This is a genomic window from Halorubrum sp. B53 (assembly GCF_059752395.1).
In genome coordinates, this window is sequence record NZ_MWTH01000002.1 from 38,460 (window position 1) to 63,394 (window position 24,935).

The following is a 24,935-nucleotide window of genomic DNA, read 5'->3' on the forward strand; positions in this document are numbered from 1 at the left end:
ATGTCACGAGAATCACCCCAAGACGTCGATGCAAGCTCAGAGAATCGTTCAAAACTCAAAATCCAAGGGCGGCTTCCGATTCGTGCAGCCGGTATCGAAACAAAAAGAGAGCGATTGAATTATTCCGATCTTCCACCGCAGAACTATATTCACGTCTGGTTTGCACGCAGACCCACCCCAGCTACAAGGTTGGCTATTCTTGCGTCTGTTCTTCCAGAAGACACAGACGAGGATCAGCTTCTACGATGGATGGGAATTAACCCGAATAACAAGAATCGCAATATTTCCATAGCTGAGCATGTGCGTCAGAAGAGTCGAACAGAAGATCAACGCGATGGGTTTGTCTACGAACACTACGGCTATCGAAAGGCGTACAAAAATCTACCAGAGGGAGAGGAGATGGAGAATCTCCATGACAAAATAAAATCCGCTTGGGGAGGAGAACTCCCAACCGTTCTGGATGCGACTGCAGGAGGTGGATCTATTCCGTTTGAGAGTATTAGATATGAACTCCCCACAGTTGCGAACGAACTGAATCCGGTAGCTTCTGTTGTCCTCAAAGCCGTTCTTGAACACCCTCGCGTCAACGGTGATCTCTCAGAAGATATACGGAAGTGGGGTGAAGAGATTAATAGAAGAGCCCGAAGCGAACTTGAGGATTACTTCCCGGTTGAAGAAGATGAAATCCCGTTAGAATACCTATGGGCTCACACAGTAGATTGTCCTGACTGTGGGCTAACGATTCCTCTCTCCCCGAATTGGTGGGTTGACAAAGACGAAGATACTGCAGTAAAGCCCCGCGTTGATGACGAGAATGATCGTGTTCAATTTGAGGTTGTGGATACCAGTTCAGATTCTGATTATAACCCATCAGATGGAACAGTTTCCTACGGAAAGGGAGAATGTCCGAGATGTAATGTAGTTGTAGATGGTGATGAGGTTAAACGGCAGGCACAAGAGAAAGAAATGGGGATGCAGCCCTTCGCGGTGCGTATCAAATATACTGAGAGATCTGCAAAAGGGTCAGCAGACGAACGAGCAATTAGAGCTCCATCCGAAAAGGACCTAGAATTCATCAAGAAAGCAGAGCAGGCAGTAAATGATTCGCCTGAATTAGCGACCCTCTTAGATAAGGAGCTACCAGAAGGTAACAAGACAAGTGAACCCCAGCGATATGGTATCACAAAATGGAGGGAGATGTATCATCCTCGCCAGCTGCTCGTTCACTATACCTATCTAGAGGCCTTCGAGGAGGTCAAAGAGGAGATTCGCGAGGAGTACGAAGCAGAGTCGGCAGAAGCAATCATGACTTTTCTGGCACTGGCTGCTGACAAAGCAGTGGACTATAACAACCGACTCGCCAGCTGGGATCCAAGTCGGCCGAAAATCCGAAATACATTCGATAGACACGATTTCTCCTTCAAATGGTCGTTCGCTGAGAGTAATTTGACCGCAGGAGGCCTGGGCTATGAATGGGTACTTGACTCCATAGTAGAGGTCTACGAAGAACTCAGAGAATTATCGGGACACAGCAATTCAGAAACGCGTATCTTCCAAGGTGATGCTGGATCATTACCTCTAGAGGATGAAGAAATCGAAGCAGTCGTTCTCGATCCCCCCTACTATGACAACGTTATGTATGCTGAATTGTCCGATTTCTTCTATGTATGGTTGGAGAAATATCTAGGTGATGTTTATCCGAATTTCTTCACCAGTGGTTTGACAGACAAAGAGAGCGAAGCAGTTGCGAATCCATCCAAATTCGAGGATATAGCTGGAGAGGGCCAATCAAAGGCGGAAATGGCCAAGAACGACTATGAGTCCAAGATGACTCATATATTTGATGAGTTGAATAGGGTTCTTGATAATAATGGAGTGTTCACCTTGATGTTCACTCACAAGAAGACAGAAGCGTGGGATACGCTAACAACGGCTTTGATTGAGTCGGGTTTTGTAGTGACTGCTACTCATCCAGTTAGCACAGAGAATCCTAACAGCCTACATCAAGCGGGCATGAATGCTGCGGAGAGCACAATCCTGCTCTCCAGCGAGAAGCGTACGTCCGATGAAGACGAGTTCACTCTCTGGAGCAGTATCCAGGATCAAACGCGCGAAGTGGCTCGCGAGCGGGCTAAGGAACTCGACAGTAGTGAAGTCGAGTTCGCAAAAGTAGACGTTATCTTGGCCTCCTTCGGCCCAACACTGGAAGTGTTCACTAAGAATTATCCCGTCGTCGACGACGAAGGGAACGAGGTTGCGCCCCAAACTGCTCTTGACGAAGCTCGAGCTGCAGTCCGCGACTTTTTCATTGATAAATATCTCAATGAGGGCGTCAGAGACATCGATCCAAAATCCGAGTGGTATATTCTTTCTTGGTTGGTTTTCGAAGCTCAACGCTTCCCTTACGACGAGGCGCGACGTCTTGCGATCGGAGTAGGAGAAGATCTTGACGCACTCAAGAAAACGAATCGGATGTGGCGTAAGAAAAGTGGAGACGTCCTCCTCCGGCCTCACGGAGATCGGGTCCAAGACGTAAACAAAGACCGGGATAATCGCTCCGGCCGAAAACCTGTAGACCCAGATGCTCTGTCATTCTCGACAGCTCTCGACAAAGTCCACGCGGCTATGCACATCTACGACGTCAAGGGAGCAACCGAAGCTTGGAACTGGATGAATGACCGTAACTGCGGGTCTGATCCAGCATTCAAAGCTACTCTCGAGGCGCTACTACGGGTACTCCCGCACGATCATAATGACTGGAATATCGCTCGTGACCTAGCTGCTGGCGAAACTGGTGACCTTCTCGATCTTGAACTGGACGCGGATATCTTCAAGGATGACGAGGAAGAGGAAGTCCAGGGCCGTCTGAAGGACTTCTAAGTCAGAAAACTCGATCTACTCATCTGAGGCTTGATCAACCGTCTCAATTAATTCGTCTTTGTATTCGGTCGAAATTCGAGCAACACCAACTCGTTGATAAACAATAACGTCATCAACTTCTGATTGCAGCATTTCGACATCTACGGATGACACCGCGTTGCGGGAAGCACCAATGCACCAGATGGTGCTTGGTTTTGTATTAGAGACTAAGGCTTCCCACTGCTTGGTGACTGTTTCCTCAAACACCGACTTCGTTAAGAGAATAACTATCACATCAGCAGTCTGCGAAGCTTCAGACAGCGCCTCTAAAAAATCCTGAGTAGCTTCAGTACCATCCCCGTCACTAGGTTTTAGTTCACTAGTGGAATCAGAGCCTTGGAGGTAGCCATACTCCTCTGAGAGAAGGTGAATCGATACATCCCCGTGCGGTGATAGTTCAGTTGATAAGTCCTTGATGGGAAGAAAGCCCCCTCGGAAGAAGTCCTCAACTTGCTCAACACTGGCCTCATCCGCAGTAGTCCCAGAGTCTTCGGTGAAGATTTCTATTTGCATAAGAAGAATGCCGTCGTGTTTGTTTATATAAGTGGTTGAAGCAGCGTGACCCCTATAGGGTTTCAATCATCCTCGACAGTCGGAACTACTGAGTCCGCCTCTTGGGCAACCGTATCAGGCCACCGACTCTTGATTACGTTGAGTATTCGTGTCTCCCGATCCTCAATATGGTCAAGCGTCCATTCGTCATTCTCAAAGATCTCGTTGAGCATCCGGAACTTGGATTCATCGAAGACAGCTTTCTTCTTCTCGAAGGGGTCGTTCTGATTCCCGGCGTTATCCTCGATAGTCATCAGCGCCAAATTGCCCAGCCGGTCGCTGTTCTCGTTGATGGTCTCGTGGAGGTGCTCGGGGAACTCGTCTGAAACGGTCTGTGGCCAGACGTGCTCAATCGTGAAACGGTCGTCCTCATTGTCGACGACCTTCTGCACCTCGAAGGGGATGTTTTCTCGTTCGCGTTCTAGCGAGAGTTCGTACGCATAGAGTAGGTATCGAAGCTCGTTCTTCCGGTTGGAATCACTGTAGTAGGAATAGACGTCGGCGTCGTAGAGCGTGTCCATCAGGGTTTCATCGTCGCAGTAGTTGTGGACGTGGTCAGCGAGCTTGTCGATGACGTCGTCGACGGAACTCGGACTGATGTCCTCTGCCTGCTTGCCCGGTTCGTTGTAGTAGAGCTGCCGGGCCAGGGGATAGGCTCTTGTTCGCCCCGTATCAGCGGCTTTCTGCTCGATCAGATACGTTCGAACGATGAACGTCTCGATCTTCTTGAGGAGACGGACGAACTCCGATTCCGAAATGAGGTCGCGGGTGTACTGGTCGTAGGCGGTAATGAGAAGGGGGTAGAAATTCCCGAGACGACCTACAGCGTAGAGATTCTCCAGCCGAGTCTCGATACGGGTACTGTCGATTCCGTCCAACGTAACCAGTTCCCGAAGCCGCTGGAATGACCGCTTTAGATCGTTCGTATAGTCGATGATCTCCTCGGCGAGGTCGCCGTTGTCCGTGGCGAACGCCTTCTTGACGTGCTCGAGGTGATTCTGGTAGTATCGTTTATCGTAGCTCGTCGTCCAGTTCGCATCCCAGAGGATGAAGTGATACCGCTGGATTTGGTCTTCGTCGAGGCCGCTCCCGACATCGGTGTCGGTGATCTGCTCGATGTTCGAGTAGATCTCGCCGAAGTTCTCTTGGACGATATTGATGAGGCCCTCAGTCCGCTGTTCCTCGTCGTCCTCCCCGTCCCGAGGTCCGTCGTCTGTAACCAGCGCGAGCCGGTGCATCAGATAGCTCTTCGTGATTTCGAGGTCAGTGAGGCCCTTCCCCCGGTCGTTGACAGTCTGGAAGATCCGCGCGGCTTCGGCCCGCGATTCGACGACGTACGCGAGCAGGTCGAGGTTCTGAATCGTCGAATAGAGGTCGGTGTAGAACTCCACCGGGTCCTCGTAATCGGTGTTTTCCGGCGGGGCGTCCTCCAGTTTCTCACGGAAGAACGACTTCGTATTCGCCAGCCGGCGTTTGGAGGGTGTGTCGAGCGTGTACTCTGCCTCGGGGTTCGAGCTCTGTGTCGATTTTTCCGTGTCGATGACGTCCTCGAGGATGTATTTCTTGAAGAATTTCGCATCGTCGTCCTCCTGGAGACGAAGTCGCTGCTGGTCAGAAGCAACGAGGTAGTTATCCAGGATGTCGACTGCGTACTCCTCCCTTCCGTGAGCGTGGAGCTGTTCCTGTAGCTCGAAGAGTAAAATCAGGAGTGTCGTGAGCCGTTGCTGTCCGTCGATGATTCCGACTTCATCGTAGAGCCCGTCATCTGATTCGTCCGAATCCTCGATCAGGAACGTTCCGATGTAGTGCGTCTTGTCGAGAGATTCGAGGAGGTCCTCCCAGAGCTCGCGGCGTTGCTTCTCATCCCACGAGTAGTTTCGCTGGTATTTCGGCACGTAGAACAAGTCACGACCGGGAACGAGGTTTTTGAAGGGCTTCTTCCCAGTTTGCATGAAACACACCTCCAAGCGGCACCGCAAAAATTCTGTGCTGCTTTATCAAAATGTACCCACTCTTTATGTTGTGGAGCAGGCATACATCAATATCAGATGGCTAGGTCCCTCCGTGACTACGACTGGCAGTCTATCTACGAAAGCCAGCCCAGCAACGACGCAGCTCATCTAATCAAGGAGTTCTACGTCCCGGCGCTCGAACGGAGCATCCAGTACGACCGGATTGCAGGCTACTTCGATAGCGGTTCTCTCGCTGCTGCTGCGAACGGAATCGAGGCACTCGTCGAAAACGACGGCCGAATGCGACTCATCGTCGGCGCACAGCTTCAGCCGAAGGATCGGCCTGTGCTGGAAGCCCTCGCCGACGACCTCGACGAGAACCTGACGGGCTTGGATGACGAAACGCTCGATCAGCAGCTCCAGCTGCTCGCCTGGCTCCTTCGGGAGGATCGACTCGAGCTCAAGATCGCGGTCCCCAGCCGCGGGGAGTGGGGTATCTTCCACCCCAAAGTAGGCATCTTCCGAGATGAGGAAGAGAACTGGATCTCGTTCGAAGGGAGCATCAACGAGACGGCCGGTGGCTGGACGCGGAACTACGAGCGGTTCAAAGTCCACCGCTCGTGGGACGACGGTCAAGCCCCCTACGTCGAAGGCGACCGAGAGTCGTTTAAGCAGCTGTGGCAAGACGAACACGCCTACGTCGACGTCCACGATCTTCCAGAGGCCCTGAAAGAGGAGCTCATCGACTGGAAGGCCCCCGACAACGACGTCGAAGTCTCCCAAATCGTCGAGAAACTCCGCGAACCAGAGGCCCCGACCGACGGCGACAAAGGGCGGATCCTAGCTGACGGGGCACAAGCCCCCGGCGGCCTCCAACTCGCTGAGGAAGCGAGCACGATCGATCCGTGGCCACACCAGCGAGTCGTCTCCGATACGGCAGTCAACACGTATCCGAACTCTTACCTCCTTTGCGACGAGGTCGGCCTCGGGAAAACTATCGAGGTCGGCCTAACACTCTCCCGCCTCGGACTGACTGGCGAACTCGAGAACTCACTCGTTCTTACGCCCGCCAGCCTCGCTGTCCAGTGGCAGGAAGAGCTCTGGGAGAAGTTCAACATCAACGCCTACCGGTACGACCGCGGGAGTGACTACGATTACGTCTTCATCGACGCGTTCGGAGAGGAACATTCGATCCCCGACGCTAGCGACCTAGATATCGACGCAGACCGACGAGAAGAGGCGTGGACGAACAGCCCGCTGTGGCGGTTCGCACACACTCAAAAGGACGCTCCCGGGCCGACGGTCATCATCATGTCCTGGCACACGGCCCGGCTCACAGGCCGATGGGACCAAGTCGCTCCTGCAGACGAAGGAGCCGTCCGAACGAGGAACGACATCCCAGCAAGCTGTCGAGGGCGCAGTACAGACGGGAGAGAAGGTGTCTGGGACGCAGTCGTCGTCGACGAGTCGCACAACGCCCGTCGTGGGAGCAACTTCTACAACTTCCTTGAGCGGCTCCGCGATCATACCCACTGCTATTACCTGCTCACCGCGACGCCGATGCAGCTCCACCACCGGGAACTCTACGACCTCCTGACGCTCCTCGATATCCCGGAGGCCTGGGACGATCGGGACCGGTTTGTTGAGTTCTACGAGACCCGGCAAGCGCTTTCAACCGTTCTCGAAGGCGGGGCAAACCTGACGTCTCGCTCTACGTCAAGTGAGCCATCGCAAGCAACACTCGATGGAACGTTCCAGGACCGCTTCGACTCCTCGATTGAATACGCGGACGTCGTCCTCGAGGGACTCGTCGAGGAACTCGGGGTGGAGGACCAGGGTCGTGGCGTTGCGAAGCAGCGACTCCTCGCAGCCTGCAATCTGGCACGGGGATATGGACGGCAGTACGATGACTACCGGCGGAAAGTCGACGCAGCTATCGACGAGCAAATCGATCCGTTCGGAGCTGACGAGGACACGAAACTCAAGCGGTTGCTGTATCCAGAATCGGTGCTGAACGAGGAGATGATTATCTCCTCCCGAAGTGATCGGCTTGATGCACTAGACGAACTCAGCGAAAACGGTTGGAACGTGCTCCAAGACGTGTTCTCCTGGGCAACGCCGGTCGATGCATGCATCCACAGGAATACCCGGGATACACTCAGAAAATATCGCAAAGCAGGACTGCTCGAAGCTAGAGTTCCAACCAGAAAACCCGAACGACGGCGGATCGAACTCGACGAGCAGACCCGCCGAGTGTATGATCGAATCGACGAGTACACCCGGACCTTCTACAAGAAGGCCCAACAGTCGACTGAGATGGAAACCCGCGCCATCGGGTTCGTGATGACGACGTATCGCCAGCGGCTCACCAGCAGTGTATATGCGATTTCACAAAGTCTCTCTACCCGGTTAGAGAAACTTCGGACACAGCGGAAGGTCCTCGAACGACGAAAACGAATCCGGGACAACCAGGACGATGATCGGCAGGCGGCCCTGGACGCACTAAGCGAATACAGTGAAGATGAGATCGCCGAGTTGGAAGACGCCGGCGAGGACGTGCTGAACGTCGATCTCACCGAACTTGCACCGAGTCTTTCTGACGAGGGGATCAATCTTCTCAAGGAGGAGATCGAGGAACTGGAGTCATTCATCCAAGAGGTCAAGCAGGTCGATGACGACCCGAAGATGGATCAGCTGTACGAGGACCTCGACATGCTCGACCGGAAGGGGCGGAGTCGAATCATCGTCTTCACGCAGTACAAAGACACGATGCACTTCGTCCGCCAACAACTCCGGTGGAAGTACGGCGAGAATATCGCCTGTTACTCGGGAGACGGCGGCGAGATGTACGACGAAGAGGCAGACGCCTGGCGGAACGTGGGGAAGGAACGTGTCAAGCGAGAATTCTCCGATAACGACGGAGAGGTCGATATTCTCGTATGTACGGACTCAGCGAGTGAGGGGTTGAACCTGCAGGAATGCGGTGCGATGATCAACTATGACCTCCCGTGGAATCCGATGCGAGTGGAGCAGCGGATCGGACGTATCGACCGCATCGGTCAGGAATACGACGACGTCTACATCCTCAACTACAGCTACGAGGACACCGTCGAATCAGATATCTATGACCGACTGGACGACCGTATCGGTCTGTTCGAGTACGTTGTTGGCGATATGCAGCCGATTCTATCCAGTGTCGGGTCGAAGATTCGAGAGGCAACGATGGTAGAAGGGGCGAAGGCGGACAGCGAGGAATATGAAGAACTCGAACGAGATATTGAACAAGATATCGAGGAACAGCAAGGTGAGGACGATCCAGTAGAGCTCAAGGATTCACTCGCAGAGGTCGACAGCGACCGACCCCTACGGGAACAGGTTATCCAAGAAGCCCGTCTGGACGCTTGGGAAACCTATTCCCATCCTGATCTCGGAAAGGTTGGGAACCCGAGTGAAAACCGAGACCCCGTCTTTACCGTAGACGCCGCCAAGGGAGTCTTCTTGGAGAACGAAACGCTCACCGAGGCGGGGATTCAGTTCGATCCACTGTCGCAGCTGGATATCGAATTCGATCTCACTGAACCGGAAGACGCAGAATTCATCTACTGCCTTCAACATTCGGGAGATGCTCCCATCACAGCGGAGGAAAGTGAGGATACCCTCGCAGCGAGTATTGCAAATCAGCACCAAGGAATCGGTGTAACCTTCGACCCCGATACGGCTGACGAGTACCCCTCACTCCGATTCCTCGCTCCGGGGAGTCCGTTGTTCAACTGGTTAGCAGCGACGCTTGTCGAAACGTCGGATCGGCTGAATCTCACTCAACCCGCCCGTACAACGAATGGTGACGGCGACATTGTCGACACCGCTGAGGAGCCGTGGGTTGTTACCGGGTGGGCCAAGGAAGATGATGCGAATGCGTCTCTTGTCCATCTTATTGACGATGGTTCAGTCAATGAGCAAACTGAGACCGTAGAGTTCCTCAATCGGTGGGCACAGGAGTTCGTTGAGAATCGTACCCACTCGAGTTCTTAGCTCGTAAAATTAGAGGACGTTTGCAATCCGTTTGGGAGACGCGACCGTGATTGATCCCTCCAGAGTACCACGGTCTTCGTGTGCTTCTACCCACTCGGCTGCAGATTCGACCTCGTCTTCAGGAACAACAAGAACCCGTTTGAAGCCCGACGTCCGGTAGTCCTGAAGCTGGTCCAGCGCGTGGTTCCCGTTCTCTGCGATCGCCTCCATCGTCTCGACCTCAACGACCAGATTCGCGCTCGTGGAATCAATCGAGATGATATCGGGCTCTCCGTTGACGCCGTCGATAACGCCCTGTGGACTCGTCGGTTCGGCTCCATCAGGATCGATGTGAGAGACGTAGAGATGTGCGTCGTCACTCGTCGCCTCCTTGACTGCCGAAAACGCCTTGCGGAGGATATCATTGTGGTCACTCTCCTGTCCGAATAGCCACCCACCAATTGTCGCACCGACGACTGCGCCAGCGGGGCCGCCGGCTGCTGCCCCAAGGGCGCCGCCGATTGCCCCACCGCCGAGCTGGTTCTTACTCTTATCGTCCATATATCTAGTACTTTGTTGTAGTTCCAAAAAGGCACGCTAACCGAGGTGAAAGTATAGCTTCCAGCGGGTCCGAGTTCGGCTGGAATAGCAATAAACATCAGACGAGAGTTAGTTCGTCGAACAGGTGGATTATCGTCTTAGTCTACCGCCTCTTCGCGAACCTCCAGACGATTCTCGAAGTATCGAATACATCACGATACAGCCTAAGGTCACGAGTACACCGCCACCGGAAACGTAGATTACAGAGGAGACCTGAGAGGCAGAACCGAAAATTGGAACAGAGGGAGGAACCAGTGAGAGACCGATTCCAGCCGTTATGAAAAGGAAGCCGCTGATAATCGCCAAAATGGCGAGTACGATCCCGACTAATTCTTCGGAGAGCATTTCTATCCGATTCAGTCTCAGACATCACTAAAGAGGGTTCTGATGGGCAATTACGGTAACTCCGGCACGGAACATATAGATCTCGACATCCCGTAATAGGAATAGTTGTGATATCTACAGATGTCTATAGCAAGAGCCAACTACAGCCCGATAATTACTAACAAGTTTCGGGTACTACCCACGATTGATGACAGACTGGCGGTGGGTGACTGATACTGGAACAGTGGGCAAAATGCCCGTCAGAATCCTCCCAAATCAGCAGGCCGAATTTCTTGACCTTGATTTTCTAGAGGGTATCCAAGAGATCCGAATTATGTATGAGCAGGCGATTGAGACACATCTAGTTCCTGGCGACGTATGTGTCTTTACGGCTAGAGTTAGTGATGTAAGCACCGAGGCGGAGCCGACAATAATCATGGTAGAAGTCCTGGACGTCGAGTTCCACCAGCAAGCCCGAGAGAACAGCACGAAGATTAACGAAATGATGGATCATCTTGATGAAGCACGTCAGCGACGGCAGGAACAACGGGCCAACAAGACCTGTGACAACTGCGCTTCTATTGAGAGAGACACCCGATTGTCTGTAGAGAGAAATCAAGGAGGACGGGATTTACACTACTGTGCGCAGTGTGGTCGGTTGCTCTCTACCGAAGAGTATCAAGATTGGATAGAGATCCACGATTAACTCGAACCGAGATACTGGTTAGAGGACCGTGCTGATTCATACGCAAGCCGGACCCAATTCCGAGATATTCCATCGCTTCGAGCACGTAGTCAAAATCCTCTTCCGGCTTCTCTACCCAGCGTTTGTTCTTCCCCTCACGAGGTAGAGGGAAGACCAGCCGATGACCGACACAGATAGCCCGCAATCGTTCGAGCAGCTCCGCGACCAATTCGAGGCCGAGTGCATCCTCGCTGCCTTTGATCGAGTACACCGCTCCCCGGACAGTAAGAACTTGGAGGTCTTCATCCTCGACGAGGACACCGGCCGCATCTACCGCGTCCTCGACGCTACTCGTGGGTCACCCGACTCCGGCTGGTTCGTCATCGCCCTCGCCGGCCCGAACCCCCACGACGGCTTCGAGCGTCAGCGCCGCATTCACGACTCCGACACGCACCGAGTCCTCGTCACCCACCTCAAGGAGGACGATCATAAGACGAAAATCTGATTTACAGGGCCTCGTCCCGAAGCAGTCGAATGAGCGTGTCATACAATGGTTCTCAACAGATATTATTCAAAGTCTCGATCTCGATCAAAACCAATGACCGACGAAATCACGGGCTTATACGCGAATTGAGAGCTGTATGATCGTCAGGTAGAGGGTGTGAGACGTATTCTATGACACGCTGGTCGAATGGCCATCTCGACTACCAGAACGTCCTCAAGGTCATCGCCGGCCATCTCGACGCCTGACGATCCATCTGTGACGCGATCGTTTTTCACTCCCCTGCCATCAGGTGGAGGAATCGTATCGTGAGCTCTCACTCCACCACAGCGACCGGAGATGGATCCGACTCGCCCCCAACGCTCCCACAGAGTACCGGCCGACGTGACGAACGCGCTCGCAACGAGACGATGGATGTCGCGCTCCTCAAGCAGGGCGGCATCTACTCAGTCACCGGCGAGTCCGGCGAGACCTACACTGTCGACCTTATCGACGAAACTTGCACTTGTCCGGACTACCAAGACCGCGAACCTGAGGGCGGCTGTAAGCACGTCCGACGCGTCACCATCGAAGTCAGCGAAGAGACGGTCCCCCGCCCCGACGGGAAACTCCCGACATCGGCACTCACCACATCAATCCAAGAGAACGATGACAACGACGTCCGTGAGGACGCTGACTACCAGCAGGCAGAAGCCGCTATCATCGACGCCATCCAGGACCGCGAGGAAGAAATTGCCCGGCTTCAGTCAGAGATTGAGGCGCTCGAATTCGTCACCGACACGCTCGAGGCCATCCGCAACCCTGACGAGGACTTTAGTCTCGACGCGATTCGAGACAAGCGATAGATCACCTACAGCCCCACACGCTATGAATTCGCCCACTCACCATGATCGAACGGTAACCATCGACGTGCAGATTCCCCTTGGTGCAACAGAGGACCTCGACGAATCAATTCCAGCCGACATCTACGCCGACTGGCTTCAAGAACGCCTCAATGAGGGACTCTCCGATCTCTCTGCCACCTCTGACCATCCCGGTGTTCTCGAGGTCGACGTCGACGCCATCACGGTAACCGAAGTCACGAGGCACGAATCGGGCCCCGCTTACCGCCCCCAGTAACTACTATTTCGAGTCCAATTTTTCTCCTCCATTACAGACGCGAAGAGGTTTCAAAAACAGATGACAGACAGCACCCGAGACGAGGACTCCGTCGCCTCGCTCCTCGTCCCCGACGACACCTCGCAAGCCGCACTCATCGATCTTTTCGACACGCTGGAAAGTGCTGGCTTTGGTATCGTCCTCCGCGATGGCTACGACTCCCAAGACGTCATCGCATACGACCTCACCACGACCAATTCGCTCAACGATATTGTTCCTTCTCCCGGCTCGCCCGAAGACTACGACGCGGCCTATCGAGAGATGCAAACCGACATCCTCAGCGGCCCAGCCTTCGAAGCCGCTATCGCCGTTCTCGCCGCCCATACGGCAGTCACAACGCAACACCTCATCGACGGCGAGCGCGCCGATCCAGACATCGGCGATATAGACGAACGCTCACTCGAGTCGGCAATCTCGGAAATCGAGACGCAGATCACGGATGCCCTGTACGAACGGGCCCTAGAGAACGTGGAGGTCGACATATGACGTCCGACAAGAACACGCCGGTACCGATGGCCTGTCCGCAGTGCGGCGGCCGCTCGTTCTCTTGGGCCATCAAAGAAGTCCAGTTCGGCGACATCCAGAAGTACGAGGACGGCACTTTCGAGGAGGTCGGTATGAAGCGCGGTGAGGTTGTCGGGAGTGACGTTGAAGATGAGGGTGTCTACTGTACGAACTGCGATGAGCGCCGCGATCGCGACGAGCTCGTCCCTGCCGACGAGGTGACCGCCATCAACCAAGAGAGCGCGTGATTATCCCTTTCATCCCGTCGCCGGAGTAGTCCTGACTCACCAACACCCCTGGACTTCCGTCGTAACCTGATCCGATACTATGTCCAACGCATCCACCACGCCATCCGACGACACCGATTCGGCCGCACCGTTCGCCACTCTGAGCCGGCTTGCGTACGCCCACGTGACGCACGCCCCACTCCACGAACGCTATATGCCCTCGGGCAACTTCGAGGCTGTCGGCGAACCCGGCGAATTCGGTCCGGTAGACACCGAGACTGGGGCTGAATACCGCGCTCTCGGTGGCCTCAATCATCAGTACAACCGCGACTACAAGGTCGGTAGCTCATATCCAAAGACAGTCTTCGTTTACGCCGAGGATGCCTCCGGTGAATCCCTCTCCCACAATGCACTCGAAGCCATCCTTGATGATCGGAATCTCTGGTCGGATGCGCTCACTCCCGTCCTCCTCCCGAAAGGTATCGAAGAAGACCAAGCAACCTGGTACTCCGCGTTCCAATTCCGTCCCCCGGAGCGTGCACCGAGCCTCCGCCGGGTCAAGCGCCAGCTCGATCGCGTCTTCGACGACGCCGAGATCTATCGCGAAGGCCCATTCCTCGATGCTCGAATCTGGCACGAGTAGCCACACCATCTGTTGTTTTTCACCCCCATCTGAAATGAGGTGCACAAAATGCGATCGTTCCTTCCACCGTCAGAATTCGATCTCTCGGACCTCCCTGAGAGACTCGATGTCGAACAGCAGCTCAAGAACCGACAAGGAGTCCATATGGCGTTTGCGACGACAGCCCTCACGGTCGACATACTCGGTCGTGATCAAGGTGAACGCCACGATGCCCTGAAGGGACTCGTCCAAGCGTGGGACTACCTTGCCCGCCAGTACGGCGAGGACGTCCACGTCGAGTACACCGGGAAGCCGTGGCAGTCACTCAACATCGACGTCATCGACCGCGCCGACAAGCCCGCAGCAGGAGGCGAGATCAAGCAATACGGTGTGCTCAACACGGAACGAGACGTCCTCCTCAAGCTCGGTCAGTTCGGCCCGACACTCACAACGAACCGTGGGAAGGCGGCCAAGCAGGCACAAGCGGACAGCCACCTCGAGCTCGTCGAGGTCACGAGTATTCCGCTCGATCAAAGCAGTCCACTCTCGCACTAACTAAAAGTGAATATGACCTCAGAACCCCAGCGCCAGCTTCCCACCGAAACGTCCGACGCCGTCTCCGCACACATCGCCGCCAGTGAAGAGGCCAGTGACCTCACCTTCCAAGACGCCATCGAGGCGCTCCGAGAAGGGATCGATGGCTACGGGGACCGGGTTCACGCAACCGCCGAAGTTCTCCGCGCCGTCGACGACCTCGGGATCCCGAACAACATCCTGACCCACCCCCGCGTCGAACAAGGTATCTGGCGATACAGCCACGACGCAGACACCGTCCGCCGCGAGATCGAGATCACCATCGAGCGCGAGGAAGACGACGACGACGTCACCGTCAACGAGATTGTCGCCGCTTATCGCGTCGCCGCCGCCCGTCTCGACACGCCTATCGACGTGGACTAACCCACCACGTCCAAATCCGCTAGTAGCCCCGCGGGGTGTCAAACCCAGCAGCTCCCTTCTCAAACCTTCCATGACAGTCATCGTCATCAACATCAAAAAAGAGCGAATCGATTCCGAAGATCAATCCCCCTCAGACGTTCTTGAGCCACTCCTCATCCCCACCAAATCGCCGGACGATGATACTGTCGGTTCCGAATACGTCCAGAAACTCCTGCGGCAGCTTCCGTCCGACGCACTCAAAATCCGGCAATCAATTCACGAACCGGACTGGGGATTCGGAGAGCCCTGTCCCGTCTGTGGGACCGAAGCCCTGAGCGCTATGACGGTCAGCGAAGACATTTACAACTCGAGTCACGGTGAGTTCGAGTACGTCAAGACTGGCGGCGCGAACGGTCCCGTCCTCTCGGTGATCTGCCCCGAGTGCCGGACGTACCTCTCGCACGTCCCGTACCAAAATCTGACCACCTGACCGATGGCATCCATCGACACCGATCCCGACATTACCGTCGGATACTCACGGCTCTCGCCAAACGCCGTGTGGTGCTTCTTCTACGAGATCGACGATGTCCCGAATCTGACCGCCGCCGAAGAACAGGGAGAGGCGTGGGAGGCCCTTCTCGACGGCGGCCAACTCGGAATGGCAGTCGTCGATACCGTCGGAATGCCGTTCGTGAGTCGAGTCGCCGTCACACCGAACGCGTGACGGATAGGCGTCGCGACCGCAATTCTGGACCGGCTGCAAGACGAATATTCGCGCCTCCGCTGTCGCGTTCACAAGGAAAATCTGGCAGGTATCAGACTCGTCGAATCCACCGGGGTCCACCGGAAACAGGAGGGTCGCCACGGCGAGCTCCGGTGGTACGATATACAGGTGAACGACGTCGAGGAGGGAGACCAACTCGACACGGAGAGCGACACTACCGCGGTATCCTCGACGTCCGCTTCAACGGCGTCCCAATCAGGAGGTAACCGATGATTGACCACGACACCCGTATCAACCCCGACTGGACCGTTGCACAGCTCCTCGATCTCTACGACGGCCATACGTACGAGACGAAGCACGACCATCCCGACCGCTTCATCTGCGACTTCTGCGCCGCTGGTGTCGCCTATTCGAGCTCTCCCTGTGTCGCACAGTATGTTACCGACCGCGTCCTCAATCCCGACCATCCCGTCTGGCAGTCCAAAATACGTGAGCATCCCGGGAAGCGGCCGCTCACGCCACTCGCGACTTACTGCGAAGACTGTGCCGCGCGACGTCTCTACTTTCCGTGTGAGGGCTTCAATGAGGCTCGAGTGTTCTTCACTCTCGAAGAGGATCGCACGATGTCGAATCCCGAGGTTACGGACGTCTCGTCGGCCGACGACGGGATTCCCTGGAACCCCCGCGAACTCTCGCAAAAGATTACAGGCGTTCCTTGGGAGGCGAACGCCATCCTTGCCGGGGATGAACTCTGGGGGGCCGAAAATATGGTTACCGTATTTCTCTCGATGGGGAGTGGCGTCGACATCCGCGAACTCGTTAAGTGGGACGGCTCACTCGATCCGCAAGTCCTCGGCCACGCACGTCGTGAGTATCGCGCGTTCACTCGGAAGATGCTCGAGAAGGGACAGACTCGAACTGCGTTCCGTGACCACGTTCGCGGAGACAACTGACGTGTGGCACTGTCGTGAGGTAGGTTTCTTCGTCGCCGATAGACAGCGAGCGCCTCTTATGACCGACTCGACCAGAACTCCTCAAGCGCAGCTCACGGAGCTCGACTACAAGGGACACGTCCTCGAACAACCTCCTGCAGAGCGAGTAACGGCTTCCGTGGAGACAGCCGAAGACCTCTACGCGGCAGACGAAGGCGACCTTCTCTGGATCGATGGCACCGAATACGCGGTCGTCAAGCGAAACTTCGGGATCTTCCACAGTCCGCTCTCAGTCGTCGGCGAAGACGGCACACAAGGGCGGCTCATCGGGGGCACCATCAACCAGCAGTCGTCGATAGCCGGCATCGCGTGGATACACGACCTCCCCGGAGACGACGACGATCGCGCCCCGCAGCCGAGTGACCTGCTTGCGCGGTTCGACCGCGTCTACCGCCTCGAGGAAGACCGCCTCGACTGTCTCCACGCCTGGACGCCCGATAGCGACCATCGCGTCTGCCCAGCGTGTGAAGAACGCAGTGGCGAACCGATACGTATCGAACAGCAGGCAGGCAAGGCCGTCGAACTCCGGCAGTGTACGAACACCGACTGCCAACACATCTATCGGTACGTTCGACCCTTCCCCGAACCGGATACCGCAGCCCTCCTCATTTCTACGGGCACAGTGGACTCTCCCGTGCTCGGATCGGGATACACCACGAGTGAAACCGTCGACGAGTATGAACTCTCAGGAGTCTTCCGCTGTACCGAGCAGGACGATTTTAAGTTTCCCGTCGAAACGAACCGTGGTCGTGACGACGGCTTTTACTCAGCCTCTGAAGTCGCCGCGTTCTGCAACCCAAAGCTCGATCACGACGATCCCGACGACCGCTTCGGTACCGTCACCGTCGACACCAACGACCACACTGGGGGAACAGCCGTTAGCTGGCGCGACGCACCAGGAAGTCAAGCGAAGATGACCGTCGAGTTTCAGGAGCTCGTCGACGGAACGAGCTCACCCATGCCGGACTACGACCGCGCTCTCGACTGGAACCACAACCGAGACGCGTTCACCGCAATTGTTGATCAAACTAGCCCAACCCAAAAGAGGGTGTCCATATGATCCACTAAAGTCAGTAAGTTCCCCCAACGCCCAGAGCAATCAGCAATCATCTAAGCTGCTTCACTTCTCCATAGTCAACTATTCTCAAACCTTCCCATTTCAAGAATTCATTCAATTCATCTATAATTTGTTCTCTGTTTTCATCACTTCCAACATAATTCCTAGGATGGGCTAACTTCTCAATTACAGACACTATGTTAGATGGGTCCTCGTTATTAAGTTCTTTCAACTTTTCAAATATTGTATTTTTTCTTGCACCCTCAAGGTCTATCCCTCTTTCTTTAGCCTCTACTGGAAATGTTGCAATATACTCGTGTATGCTACCCTCTTTCGCATCATCCCAATCGATCTCAAAATTAATTCGCTCAAAGAGCTGTTTAATTTCTGTCCCTTTCTTAGTTCTCCCGATGACGCCGGCGATATAGTCTAGGGTCTCAGGATCGAATTTCTCTAAATCATCGCTTGAGATTGGTTGTGTACTATTCTTTAAAATCTCTTGGTAGAGTTCTTCAGCAACTTCAGAGACAGAAGATGAGTTTCCAGAGATTAGATATCGTTTGCCTAACAATGTATGATGTGACTGCACCTCCGTTGGCGAAATTTCATAACAAATAGGAAGTATGACTTTATTCGATTCGGATACATCCCGTTGAATTAATGAATTTAATTCCTCTTGTGTCCAACTCTTTTCAAAGAATGCTTCAGAAAGTACGACAATACCATAGTCAGAATTGTTTAAACCGCGTTCTATTTCGCTCGGTATATGATCACCGACAGAGAGTTCAAAATCATCATACCATACGTTCAATCCCAAGTTCTCTAACTCATTAGCGAGCGGTTCAGCAAAATCCTCTTTGTCTTCACCTGCGTGGCTTATGAATGCATCCCACATATTTGAGCTATATGCTACTTTGCCGTTCTATGAGTTAAATATTCGTTAGTGGGAGAGACATATCCTGCGTTATTTATCATAACCTCAATAGTAAGTGAGATGGAGAAGTTCAGATGATCTATCTCTCAGCGCATAATGCGAGTCAACCTCACAGCCAAGCAGACTGGCGTCCAAAGCAGGACACAAACGACAGTGGTTTTTTACAATACATCAACTAAACAATATGAGCTAATAACCTAAGACACTGATACAATAGAGATGACTACCCAACAGGCGGGAGAATATCAGCTTTTAATTGTTCTATGAAATCATATTAGTCGATCAGGACTATCTGATACACAAGTTTACACCCGATAGTTAATGCGGTCACACGAACAACCGGTAAGTACGACGCGAACAGCGATGGCCACAGAGAGTACATTCGAGGAGGACGTCATCCACCTCTGGCGAACGCTCCGCTCCGTCGTCCTCGCACTCGTATTCATATTCAGCGCGATCATTACCAGTCTCATCGTCGGCTATGTGGGCATCGTCGTTCTCGATCAGGCCTCCCCAGTTGCCCAGCAGTCAGAGACGGCACGCTTTCTCGCTTCCGTCGCATTTAGTGAACTCGGATACGCGATCTTTGTCGGTGGTCTCCTCTACTGGAAAGCGGACCTCCTCCCCACAGGCCTTCGCTTCCGTCGTCCGACCCGCCGCGACGCTCGCTGGATACTCGGCGGCATTCTCGTGATGATTGTCACAGAATACGTACTCACGTCCCTCTTCGCGTTTTTCAACGCTCCAACCGCACAGAACGCGGCCGCGATCGAGGCCATCAAACACGCCTCCCTCCCTATGTTCGGCGGGCTCATCGTCGTATCCCTTCTCATCACTGGACCCTGCGAGGAAATCCTGTTTCGCGGCCTCATTCAAGGGTATCTCCGCAGGTACTTCTCGGCCATCGGAGCAATACTCCTCGCCAGCCTCTTTTTTGCGAGCGTACATCTCTTCGCCCTGCAGGGTTCTTTGAGCGGCATCCGAAACGTCCTCCTCTCACTCTTTGCGCTATCACTCATCCTCGGCTTCGCCTACGAGCGTACCGACTCACTCTTCGTCCCGATCCTCATTCACGGTAGCTATAACGCTATCCTCTTCGCCAATCTCGGCCTCACTAACCTCTACTAACGGCCGTCCCGGTCTCACCCAAGCCATCCCTCTGCTCACACCTATTCTACCGGTATTTTTTAATATCGGATATACGACGAGTGGGCTATGCGTTTCGCATTAGCAGAAGCGAACTGGGGAGACGACGACGGCACCACGTCGCTCGCAATCGTCACGCCAACAAACCTCGATCGGCCCTCAGAGTACGGCCGGGCCGCAACGGGCTATCAAACCGCTGAAATCGGCTACGAATTCGACTCCACATACGATCCAACCGTCAACGACCACCCCGATCCGACTCCCGTCATCTTCTACCCCAACGAACTCCGCGACATCATTACGGAAGTCCGGAATACGCTCCCCGTTGATCCATTCTCACCCGCGAACTTCGATGTTCTCGTCGACTGGGCTGACGACCAAGAGGGTGGAGAAGGACTTCTCGCGGAGATCGGTACAAACGAAAAGGGAAAATGGTGTAAGCAGCTCAAGATGCTCCGAAACGACGGCGGCCACCCCTATCTCAAAGTCCAGCGCGGCGCCCACCACACCTGGCTCCGCGGATCGCCAACCCTCGGTCGCAAAGAGTTCGAGGGCGTCTTCGGAAACGCCACCGTCATCTAACCACTAGGATCAGTCCCCCTTCGGATTGACAGGCGCGATATACTCGTTCTTCCAAGTATCACCGTCCCGCCATTGCCAATAATAATACCTGTATCCCTGTTTCGGCTCTTTCACCGTGATGTAGGCCCCTGTAGCGGGGACATCATCGTAGTCGTCGGGATCCATCGAGACACCCTGCTCCTCGAGATCTTCGACGACATCATCGTCGACGGCATCCTCGGGAGCGGTATCTGGAGACGCAGGTGGTTGCTCCCGCTTCCAATCGGCGAGAGCCTGTGCGTAGTCAGCCAAGTCCTCCAGCTCCTCGACCGATAATTCGTCTACCGCGTCTCGAACGTGTGCCGGAAGGTTAGGTCCAGAAGGTCTCTCAGTGTCGCCCGCCATTAGTTACCCCACAGAGGGGCATAGCCATAACTATTGTGGGGTAAATTGTGATGAGCACTCTCCAGTTGCTTTCTCGCCCCCCACAGGTGGTGGAGGTAACTACGCATGTCTACCCACCAGATCACCCCGGCGGACGAGCACCTCCCACCGCTCGAACTTCCCCCAGGCGCACTCGACGCATCGCACCCTGACTATGAGAACACCACGGGTAGTGACCCACCGGAGATCGAACCGATCGAGCACCGCATCCGTCTCGACATCATCGAGGCTGGCGGGCTCTTATCTCACGACACCCACGCTCCCACCCCGCTCGCCCGGCAGTACATCCAGAAAACGCTTGTCAATACTTACGAAAGCGAACGCCGGTTCTTTCCCTCCTACGACGGTCTCGATAACTTCCTGGGCGAGGCTCCTGCATTCCTCACAGGTGAGCTCGAACCACATTACCGCGAGCTCGAACAGATTCGCGCCGATCGCCGAAAGTGGTACACGGAGCTCATCCCGAAAAATCTCGACACTATTCAAGGAACAGCCGACTCCCTCCTCCCCCTCCACGCAAACACTTTCCACGGAGTCGTCATCGTCGACGCGAACACCGATCCAATCGGGTATGCCGACGGACACGACCTCGATCTAGACGATGTCATTCGGGAAGCCCAGCTCGATAACCACATCCTGCCCTCCGAATACGGGATCACTCTCCCGGCGCCGCTCCTCGTCGGAGAATTCGCCAGCGGGTCCACTTACGCGTTCCTTCCCTGGTCGGACGCCGTCGTCTGTGGCTGTCCCTACAAGCAGACGAACAAGTGGGCGGTGATGTGCAAACACGAGCTCGCGGCTGCGTCCCGTCTCGCCAACGCCCACGAAGGAGACGTTGATGCCAAGTACGTTCTCCCGATCGACGTCGGTATTGACATCCCGCAACGCGCCTGTCGGTTCGTCAGCCCGACCGTCGCCGCCACTCACACCCCCCGGAAGCAACGGTAATCACGATGACGCCCTCCATTACAGACTCGGGGAGCCACTCCCAGCTGCAGTGGCTTATTCGCGGGTCGCCCGCGATTACGCTCTCTGAAGCGCTCTACGACGCCATCCCCGTCGAGGTCCTCGACAACACCGTTGTCGACGCCAACGCCTACTACCACGTCGCGACAGACACTCTCATCGTCGCCCAATTCGATACTGTCCAGACAGTCTTGGAGCGAGACGGTGCCCCCCTCCGCTGCCCACACGACAACGACCCCGCTTCCTGCCCGTCATGTTCCACTCAAGACGACACGTCCGAGTGCGATTCACTCGACGGCACCGACCACCACCCACACGACCCGTCACCAGCCTGCTTGTGAGTCCCGATGTCTCGCGGACTTCACACGTTCGACGATAGCCTACCCAAGCACCCCACTCCTCCTGACTATGCAGATCGACACAGTCACTCTCACCAAGATCCAGACGTATCGCGTTACCGCCGACCCGGTCGTCGCGAGTAACCACGCCGCCGGCGCCGCCAACCTCGAGGACGGTATCCACGAGGAACGCCGCGCACTCGTTGAGGACACTCCAACAGGTGAGCGTGTACCCGTCGCAACGTGGGGCGAGCTCGCGGCACTCTGTTCGACGGCCTCCCTCACGCACGCCGCATTCACCAACGCGGAGTTCGTCAGCCTCTACCAGTACGCCTTCCGCCAATACCTCGACGGGATCGCCGGCAATGACCAGGAAGTGGACGCGATGCTTCCCTCGAACTTCCCGATCCTCCCCGTAGACGACGGAATTCGCGATAGAGCCCGTGATCTCCGCGAGGCGCTCAAACGCGACCGCGACCGCTGGTTCACCGAGCACGTCAATGAACTCGACATCGAAACCGACGGCGTTCCGACGGCATTCTGGCTCCACGATTCCACGACGACGGCAGCAGAACTTCTCGCCGAGTGGTTCGCGGCCGGTGAGGTCTCCGAACGGCTTCTCCAAAGCCTCCCCAGTCTCCCCGGACAGACACTCGGCGTCGAAGTCGAGACGTCCGAGAGTACGTCCACTGGGACAGCAGGTCCATCCGACCCCGAGCAGGCCTGTCTCGATATGTTCTAATGGGGATGGCAGAAGAATCCAGAGATTCGTTTGGCACAACTCTAAGAACTGATAGGATAGGTGTGCGAGTTACACCATACGTATGTATCACAACTCTGAGGATCACTATCGAGTGAATGAAGTATCAGATCGGGTAAAATATTACCAAATATACTGCTAGGGTGTACAGAGAAGTCATCGCAAACCAGCGTTTGTTCGACGTGACGAACTGCTCGTAATCCATTGTTCCGAATGCGATGTAGGAGAGAGCGACGATATGCTTCGTCAGCCGCATTATGAGTAGTACAAGAATAATTGTTCCGAACGTAGCGACAACCAATGAAATTAGCCCCGCCATCACCGCAAGCAATGGAAGTACCACGACCGCGGCAACTCCGAAAGCAAACCACAGTCCCTTCGAATCAGTCAAGCTGTTCCCGTCCCGATTTATTTGGATATAGCTTCTCAACTCATCTATCGCCTCGTCGTCTCTGTCCGGTATCGAGTCCTTCAGCAAGTGGAACGCGACCTGGCCGAACGTAACGCGAATCAGAGTCAGCTTCAACAGCCCGACTGAGGCTTTAAGCCGAGCCCACGGAGAAGGGTGCTGAAATATCGCCTCGGCCACCTTTTCGGTGTCATCCATCTGAATGTCTATCTGGTTTTCAAGCGCCAATCGTTTGACGTAGAATAATGTCCCCCAACTGAACCGATATTTCTGGAATAACAGTTCGAAACATAAAATATAGATGAGTGTCGCGACGGCCGAAATAACAGCTGTTGCCTCGATCTCGCTGAGACCAGAAACTGGCTGGAGGAATTCCATTCCGAGGAATTTGAACACTTGTGCTACTCCGAGGATTGCGAAGAATTCTACGGGACGTACCGTGAGGTTGAGGAGTCGGTCAAAACGCTCAATTCGGTCGGTAAAGACGAGATATCTGAGTATTGGAATACCGATGAGTGCGGCCATAAGCCAAGAGAGAATCGCTCCCTGAATCCCGGTGGGTGCAGTTTGATCAACCGCAAACGCGAGTGCTGGTCCAAAAGCGATCTCAGCGACCAACTGCTGACTCCGGGAACGTTGAAAGACGATATCAGCGATAGAGTCCCCGTCACCACTCATTTATAATGGCGATGTGTATTATCATAAAAACTCCTTGGAAGGTGTGATCTGCTCAGTCTGTCGAAGTTGGACAAATACAGCGGCGAGAAAACCATCTTCGACTTCTATAAAATGGATACACCGAAGGACAGACCCCTTTTAGAATCATCTGAATAGGTCTCCCGGGTCTGCATTCTCATCCGGGTAGTGACGACTCACAATTCGGATATCTGTGTGGATGTAGTCGAAAAACGCGTCCTCATCGTAATTCTCCTCCACCCGTGTCTTGTAGACTACCTGTGGGTTCTCGTCCGAGGTAGGGAAGTTAAGCTCACAGTCACTGCAAACAGATTCTTCAGCTAGTCCCCAGCTCCCACTGGCGAATTCAGCCGAGAAGTACGCATACTGACGCGCTAAGCTGGTGCCGCATTTAGAGCATTCTCCAGCGTTCTGAGGAGTGACATAGTTCGCTAGACCTGTTTTCGGCCAGGCGTATGTGATGCCCTGTGACTTCCCGTCTTCGAAGCCTTGGACGTAGCCGAACATCTCAAGTTCGTTCGGAACCGGGCCGTAGGTTTTGTGACCAGTGACCCGATGCTGGTACATCGGTGTCTCGGTCCCCTCGTACTCAATTTTCTTTACCTCGCCTTTGTCCTCGACCCATTCGGTGTAGTAGCTTAGTTCGTAGTCAGTGATTGTCGTGAATTCTTGGCCTTCTTCGGATAGTCCTGCCCGGTTCAGGACATCACGGAGAGCACTATCGAACGATGTGTGGTCTAACTCTTCTTTGACTTCTTCAAGGACTTCGTAGACATGTTCGGAGACGCCGACCGTTTTGTCCATATATCGCAGTTCGGAGTGATAGTTATAAGTTTTGTGCCGATATTACACTCACAGTAAAATAGCAGTAACGAAAGAACCGCCGTCTTGATCGGATGCAGGCGGAAGAACCTGG

Annotated in this window: 26 protein-coding genes; 19 read left to right on the top strand and 7 right to left on the bottom strand. The window is 54.6% G+C overall.

The window, feature by feature from the left end; translation table 11 throughout:
• The gene (locus B4V06_RS00825; RefSeq protein ID WP_498166708.1) at nucleotides 1-2,880 is read left to right on the top strand and encodes a DUF1156 domain-containing protein; all 2,880 of its coding nucleotides are present in this window, start codon (nucleotides 1-3) and stop codon (nucleotides 2,878-2,880) included.
• A 15-nt stretch (nucleotides 2,881-2,895) separates the two neighbouring features.
• Here the strand turns inward: B4V06_RS00825 and B4V06_RS00830 are convergent, their stop codons facing one another.
• Together B4V06_RS00830 and B4V06_RS00835 are read right to left on the bottom strand one after the other, a co-directional pair.
• Nucleotides 2,896-3,432, bottom strand: coding sequence for a hypothetical protein (locus tag B4V06_RS00830; protein WP_498166711.1), 537 nt, complete (start codon nucleotides 3,430-3,432; stop codon nucleotides 2,896-2,898).
• 62 nt (nucleotides 3,433-3,494) lie between these two features.
• Nucleotides 3,495-5,423 (bottom strand): DUF262 domain-containing protein, encoded by a 1,929-nt coding sequence (locus B4V06_RS00835; RefSeq protein WP_498166714.1) that lies wholly within the window; start codon nucleotides 5,421-5,423, stop codon nucleotides 3,495-3,497.
• Between the two features lie 96 nt (nucleotides 5,424-5,519).
• Here B4V06_RS00835 and B4V06_RS00840 point away from each other — a divergent pair, with 96 nt between their 5' ends.
• Nucleotides 5,520-9,455, top strand: a complete 3,936-nt coding sequence (locus tag B4V06_RS00840; RefSeq protein WP_498166716.1) for a helicase-related protein — start codon at nucleotides 5,520-5,522, stop codon at nucleotides 9,453-9,455.
• A 9-nt stretch (nucleotides 9,456-9,464) separates the two neighbouring features.
• Here the strand turns inward: B4V06_RS00840 and B4V06_RS00845 are convergent, their stop codons facing one another.
• Nucleotides 9,465-9,995, bottom strand: coding sequence for a hypothetical protein (locus B4V06_RS00845; protein WP_498166719.1), 531 nt, complete (start codon nucleotides 9,993-9,995; stop codon nucleotides 9,465-9,467).
• Between the two features lie 571 nt (nucleotides 9,996-10,566).
• On the opposite strand from B4V06_RS00845, the gene B4V06_RS00850 reads away from it, so the two are divergent.
• The 12 genes from B4V06_RS00850 (at nucleotide 10,567) to B4V06_RS00905 (ending at nucleotide 17,768) form a co-directional block, all read left to right on the top strand.
• Nucleotides 10,567-11,064 carry a hypothetical protein gene (locus B4V06_RS00850; protein ID WP_498166722.1) on the top strand — a complete coding sequence of 166 codons (498 nt, stop codon included), beginning with the start codon at nucleotides 10,567-10,569 and terminating at the stop codon, nucleotides 11,062-11,064.
• Nucleotides 11,065-11,224: 160 nt separating this feature from the next.
• Nucleotides 11,225-11,548 (top strand): hypothetical protein, encoded by a 324-nt coding sequence (locus B4V06_RS00855; protein WP_498166724.1) that lies wholly within the window; start codon nucleotides 11,225-11,227, stop codon nucleotides 11,546-11,548.
• Between the two features lie 305 nt (nucleotides 11,549-11,853).
• Entirely contained in the window at nucleotides 11,854-12,390 is a 537-nt protein-coding gene (locus B4V06_RS00860) for a hypothetical protein (RefSeq protein WP_498166727.1), read from the top strand.
• A gap of 334 nt (nucleotides 12,391-12,724) precedes the next feature.
• Nucleotides 12,725-13,189, top strand: a complete 465-nt coding sequence (locus tag B4V06_RS00865) for a hypothetical protein (protein WP_498166730.1) — start codon at nucleotides 12,725-12,727, stop codon at nucleotides 13,187-13,189.
• The gene (locus B4V06_RS00870; protein ID WP_498166732.1) at nucleotides 13,186-13,455 is read left to right on the top strand and encodes a hypothetical protein; all 270 of its coding nucleotides are present in this window, start codon (nucleotides 13,186-13,188) and stop codon (nucleotides 13,453-13,455) included. Before B4V06_RS00865 ends, B4V06_RS00870 begins: the two co-directional genes overlap by 4 nt.
• 79 nt (nucleotides 13,456-13,534) lie before the next feature.
• On the top strand, nucleotides 13,535-14,077 hold the full coding sequence (locus tag B4V06_RS00875; protein ID WP_498166735.1) for a hypothetical protein: 543 nt from the start codon (nucleotides 13,535-13,537) through the stop codon (nucleotides 14,075-14,077).
• 144 nt (nucleotides 14,078-14,221) lie between these two features.
• Entirely contained in the window at nucleotides 14,222-14,611 is a 390-nt protein-coding gene (locus B4V06_RS00880) for a hypothetical protein (protein ID WP_498166737.1), read from the top strand.
• Nucleotides 14,612-14,623: 12 nt separating this feature from the next.
• Nucleotides 14,624-15,013 carry a hypothetical protein gene (locus B4V06_RS00885; protein WP_498166739.1) on the top strand — a complete coding sequence of 130 codons (390 nt, stop codon included), beginning with the start codon at nucleotides 14,624-14,626 and terminating at the stop codon, nucleotides 15,011-15,013.
• A gap of 70 nt (nucleotides 15,014-15,083) precedes the next feature.
• Nucleotides 15,084-15,482 carry a hypothetical protein gene (locus tag B4V06_RS00890; protein ID WP_498166741.1) on the top strand — a complete coding sequence of 133 codons (399 nt, stop codon included), beginning with the start codon at nucleotides 15,084-15,086 and terminating at the stop codon, nucleotides 15,480-15,482.
• A 3-nt stretch (nucleotides 15,483-15,485) separates the two neighbouring features.
• Nucleotides 15,486-15,716 carry a hypothetical protein gene (locus tag B4V06_RS00895; protein WP_498166743.1) on the top strand — a complete coding sequence of 77 codons (231 nt, stop codon included), beginning with the start codon at nucleotides 15,486-15,488 and terminating at the stop codon, nucleotides 15,714-15,716.
• Nucleotides 15,717-15,985: 269 nt separating this feature from the next.
• Nucleotides 15,986-16,669 carry a hypothetical protein gene (locus tag B4V06_RS00900; protein WP_498166746.1) on the top strand — a complete coding sequence of 228 codons (684 nt, stop codon included), beginning with the start codon at nucleotides 15,986-15,988 and terminating at the stop codon, nucleotides 16,667-16,669.
• Between the two features lie 58 nt (nucleotides 16,670-16,727).
• Nucleotides 16,728-17,768, top strand: coding sequence for a hypothetical protein (locus B4V06_RS00905; protein WP_498166748.1), 1,041 nt, complete (start codon nucleotides 16,728-16,730; stop codon nucleotides 17,766-17,768).
• Between the two features lie 46 nt (nucleotides 17,769-17,814).
• Here B4V06_RS00905 and B4V06_RS00910 read toward each other — a convergent pair whose 3' ends face one another.
• Entirely contained in the window at nucleotides 17,815-18,660 is an 846-nt protein-coding gene (locus B4V06_RS00910; protein ID WP_498166751.1) for a toll/interleukin-1 receptor domain-containing protein, read from the bottom strand.
• 402 nt (nucleotides 18,661-19,062) lie between these two features.
• On the opposite strand from B4V06_RS00910, the gene B4V06_RS00915 reads away from it, so the two are divergent.
• Together B4V06_RS00915 and B4V06_RS00920 are read left to right on the top strand one after the other, a co-directional pair.
• Nucleotides 19,063-19,827, top strand: coding sequence for a CPBP family intramembrane glutamic endopeptidase (locus B4V06_RS00915; RefSeq protein ID WP_498166754.1), 765 nt, complete (start codon nucleotides 19,063-19,065; stop codon nucleotides 19,825-19,827).
• Nucleotides 19,828-19,914: 87 nt separating this feature from the next.
• Nucleotides 19,915-20,427: a hypothetical protein gene (locus B4V06_RS00920; protein ID WP_498166757.1), complete on the top strand. Its 513-nt coding sequence runs from the start codon at nucleotides 19,915-19,917 to the stop codon at nucleotides 20,425-20,427.
• Between the two features lie 9 nt (nucleotides 20,428-20,436).
• On the opposite strand, the gene B4V06_RS00925 is transcribed toward B4V06_RS00920, so the two are convergent.
• Nucleotides 20,437-20,811, bottom strand: coding sequence for a hypothetical protein (locus B4V06_RS00925; RefSeq protein ID WP_498166760.1), 375 nt, complete (start codon nucleotides 20,809-20,811; stop codon nucleotides 20,437-20,439).
• Nucleotides 20,812-20,916: 105 nt separating this feature from the next.
• Between B4V06_RS00925 and B4V06_RS00930 the strand changes: the two genes are divergently transcribed.
• From B4V06_RS00930 to B4V06_RS00940, 3 genes are all read left to right on the top strand, one after another.
• The gene (locus B4V06_RS00930) at nucleotides 20,917-21,798 is read left to right on the top strand and encodes a hypothetical protein (protein ID WP_498166762.1); all 882 of its coding nucleotides are present in this window, start codon (nucleotides 20,917-20,919) and stop codon (nucleotides 21,796-21,798) included.
• A 5-nt stretch (nucleotides 21,799-21,803) separates the two neighbouring features.
• Nucleotides 21,804-22,157 carry a hypothetical protein gene (locus B4V06_RS00935; RefSeq protein ID WP_498166764.1) on the top strand — a complete coding sequence of 118 codons (354 nt, stop codon included), beginning with the start codon at nucleotides 21,804-21,806 and terminating at the stop codon, nucleotides 22,155-22,157.
• 67 nt (nucleotides 22,158-22,224) lie between these two features.
• Nucleotides 22,225-22,896, top strand: coding sequence for a hypothetical protein (locus B4V06_RS00940; protein ID WP_498166767.1), 672 nt, complete (start codon nucleotides 22,225-22,227; stop codon nucleotides 22,894-22,896).
• A 124-nt stretch (nucleotides 22,897-23,020) separates the two neighbouring features.
• On the opposite strand, the gene B4V06_RS00945 is transcribed toward B4V06_RS00940, so the two are convergent.
• Nucleotides 23,021-24,001, bottom strand: a complete 981-nt coding sequence (locus tag B4V06_RS00945) for a hypothetical protein (RefSeq protein ID WP_498166769.1) — start codon at nucleotides 23,999-24,001, stop codon at nucleotides 23,021-23,023.
• A 144-nt stretch (nucleotides 24,002-24,145) separates the two neighbouring features.
• Nucleotides 24,146-24,823 carry a hypothetical protein gene (locus tag B4V06_RS00950; protein WP_498166771.1) on the bottom strand — a complete coding sequence of 226 codons (678 nt, stop codon included), beginning with the start codon at nucleotides 24,821-24,823 and terminating at the stop codon, nucleotides 24,146-24,148.
• Nucleotides 24,824-24,935 lie beyond the last annotated feature (112 nt).

Bases quoted from the DNA above. Each gene is read 5' to 3' on its own strand.
- B4V06_RS00920 (WP_498166757.1), top strand. From the start codon at position 19,915: ATGCGTTTCGCATTAGCAGAAGCGAACTGGGGAGACGACGACGGCACC.
- B4V06_RS00935 (WP_498166764.1), top strand. From the start codon at position 21,804: ATGACGCCCTCCATTACAGACTCGGGGAGCCACTCCCAGCTGCAGTGG.
- B4V06_RS00835 (WP_498166714.1), bottom strand. From the start codon at position 5,423: ATGCAAACTGGGAAGAAGCCCTTCAAAAACCTCGTTCCCGGTCGTGAC.
- B4V06_RS00905 (WP_498166748.1), top strand. From the start codon at position 16,728: ATGACCGACTCGACCAGAACTCCTCAAGCGCAGCTCACGGAGCTCGAC.
- B4V06_RS00855 (WP_498166724.1), top strand. From the start codon at position 11,225: ATGACCGACACAGATAGCCCGCAATCGTTCGAGCAGCTCCGCGACCAA.
- B4V06_RS00945 (WP_498166769.1), bottom strand. From the start codon at position 24,001: ATGAGTGGTGACGGGGACTCTATCGCTGATATCGTCTTTCAACGTTCC.
- B4V06_RS00825 (WP_498166708.1), top strand. From the start codon at position 1: ATGTCACGAGAATCACCCCAAGACGTCGATGCAAGCTCAGAGAATCGT.
- B4V06_RS00910 (WP_498166751.1), bottom strand. From the start codon at position 18,660: ATGTGGGATGCATTCATAAGCCACGCAGGTGAAGACAAAGAGGATTTT.
- B4V06_RS00900 (WP_498166746.1), top strand. From the start codon at position 15,986: ATGATTGACCACGACACCCGTATCAACCCCGACTGGACCGTTGCACAG.
- B4V06_RS00830 (WP_498166711.1), bottom strand. From the start codon at position 3,432: ATGCAAATAGAAATCTTCACCGAAGACTCTGGGACTACTGCGGATGAG.
- B4V06_RS00850 (WP_498166722.1), top strand. From the start codon at position 10,567: ATGACAGACTGGCGGTGGGTGACTGATACTGGAACAGTGGGCAAAATG.
- B4V06_RS00940 (WP_498166767.1), top strand. From the start codon at position 22,225: ATGCAGATCGACACAGTCACTCTCACCAAGATCCAGACGTATCGCGTT.
- B4V06_RS00880 (WP_498166737.1), top strand. From the start codon at position 14,222: ATGGCGTTTGCGACGACAGCCCTCACGGTCGACATACTCGGTCGTGAT.
- B4V06_RS00885 (WP_498166739.1), top strand. From the start codon at position 14,624: ATGACCTCAGAACCCCAGCGCCAGCTTCCCACCGAAACGTCCGACGCC.
- B4V06_RS00915 (WP_498166754.1), top strand. From the start codon at position 19,063: ATGGCCACAGAGAGTACATTCGAGGAGGACGTCATCCACCTCTGGCGA.
- B4V06_RS00870 (WP_498166732.1), top strand. From the start codon at position 13,186: ATGACGTCCGACAAGAACACGCCGGTACCGATGGCCTGTCCGCAGTGC.
- B4V06_RS00930 (WP_498166762.1), top strand. From the start codon at position 20,917: ATGTCTACCCACCAGATCACCCCGGCGGACGAGCACCTCCCACCGCTC.
- B4V06_RS00950 (WP_498166771.1), bottom strand. From the start codon at position 24,823: ATGGACAAAACGGTCGGCGTCTCCGAACATGTCTACGAAGTCCTTGAA.
- B4V06_RS00890 (WP_498166741.1), top strand. From the start codon at position 15,084: ATGACAGTCATCGTCATCAACATCAAAAAAGAGCGAATCGATTCCGAA.
- B4V06_RS00925 (WP_498166760.1), bottom strand. From the start codon at position 20,811: ATGGCGGGCGACACTGAGAGACCTTCTGGACCTAACCTTCCGGCACAC.
- B4V06_RS00840 (WP_498166716.1), top strand. From the start codon at position 5,520: ATGGCTAGGTCCCTCCGTGACTACGACTGGCAGTCTATCTACGAAAGC.
- B4V06_RS00875 (WP_498166735.1), top strand. From the start codon at position 13,535: ATGTCCAACGCATCCACCACGCCATCCGACGACACCGATTCGGCCGCA.
- B4V06_RS00845 (WP_498166719.1), bottom strand. From the start codon at position 9,995: ATGGACGATAAGAGTAAGAACCAGCTCGGCGGTGGGGCAATCGGCGGC.
- B4V06_RS00895 (WP_498166743.1), top strand. From the start codon at position 15,486: ATGGCATCCATCGACACCGATCCCGACATTACCGTCGGATACTCACGG.
- B4V06_RS00865 (WP_498166730.1), top strand. From the start codon at position 12,725: ATGACAGACAGCACCCGAGACGAGGACTCCGTCGCCTCGCTCCTCGTC.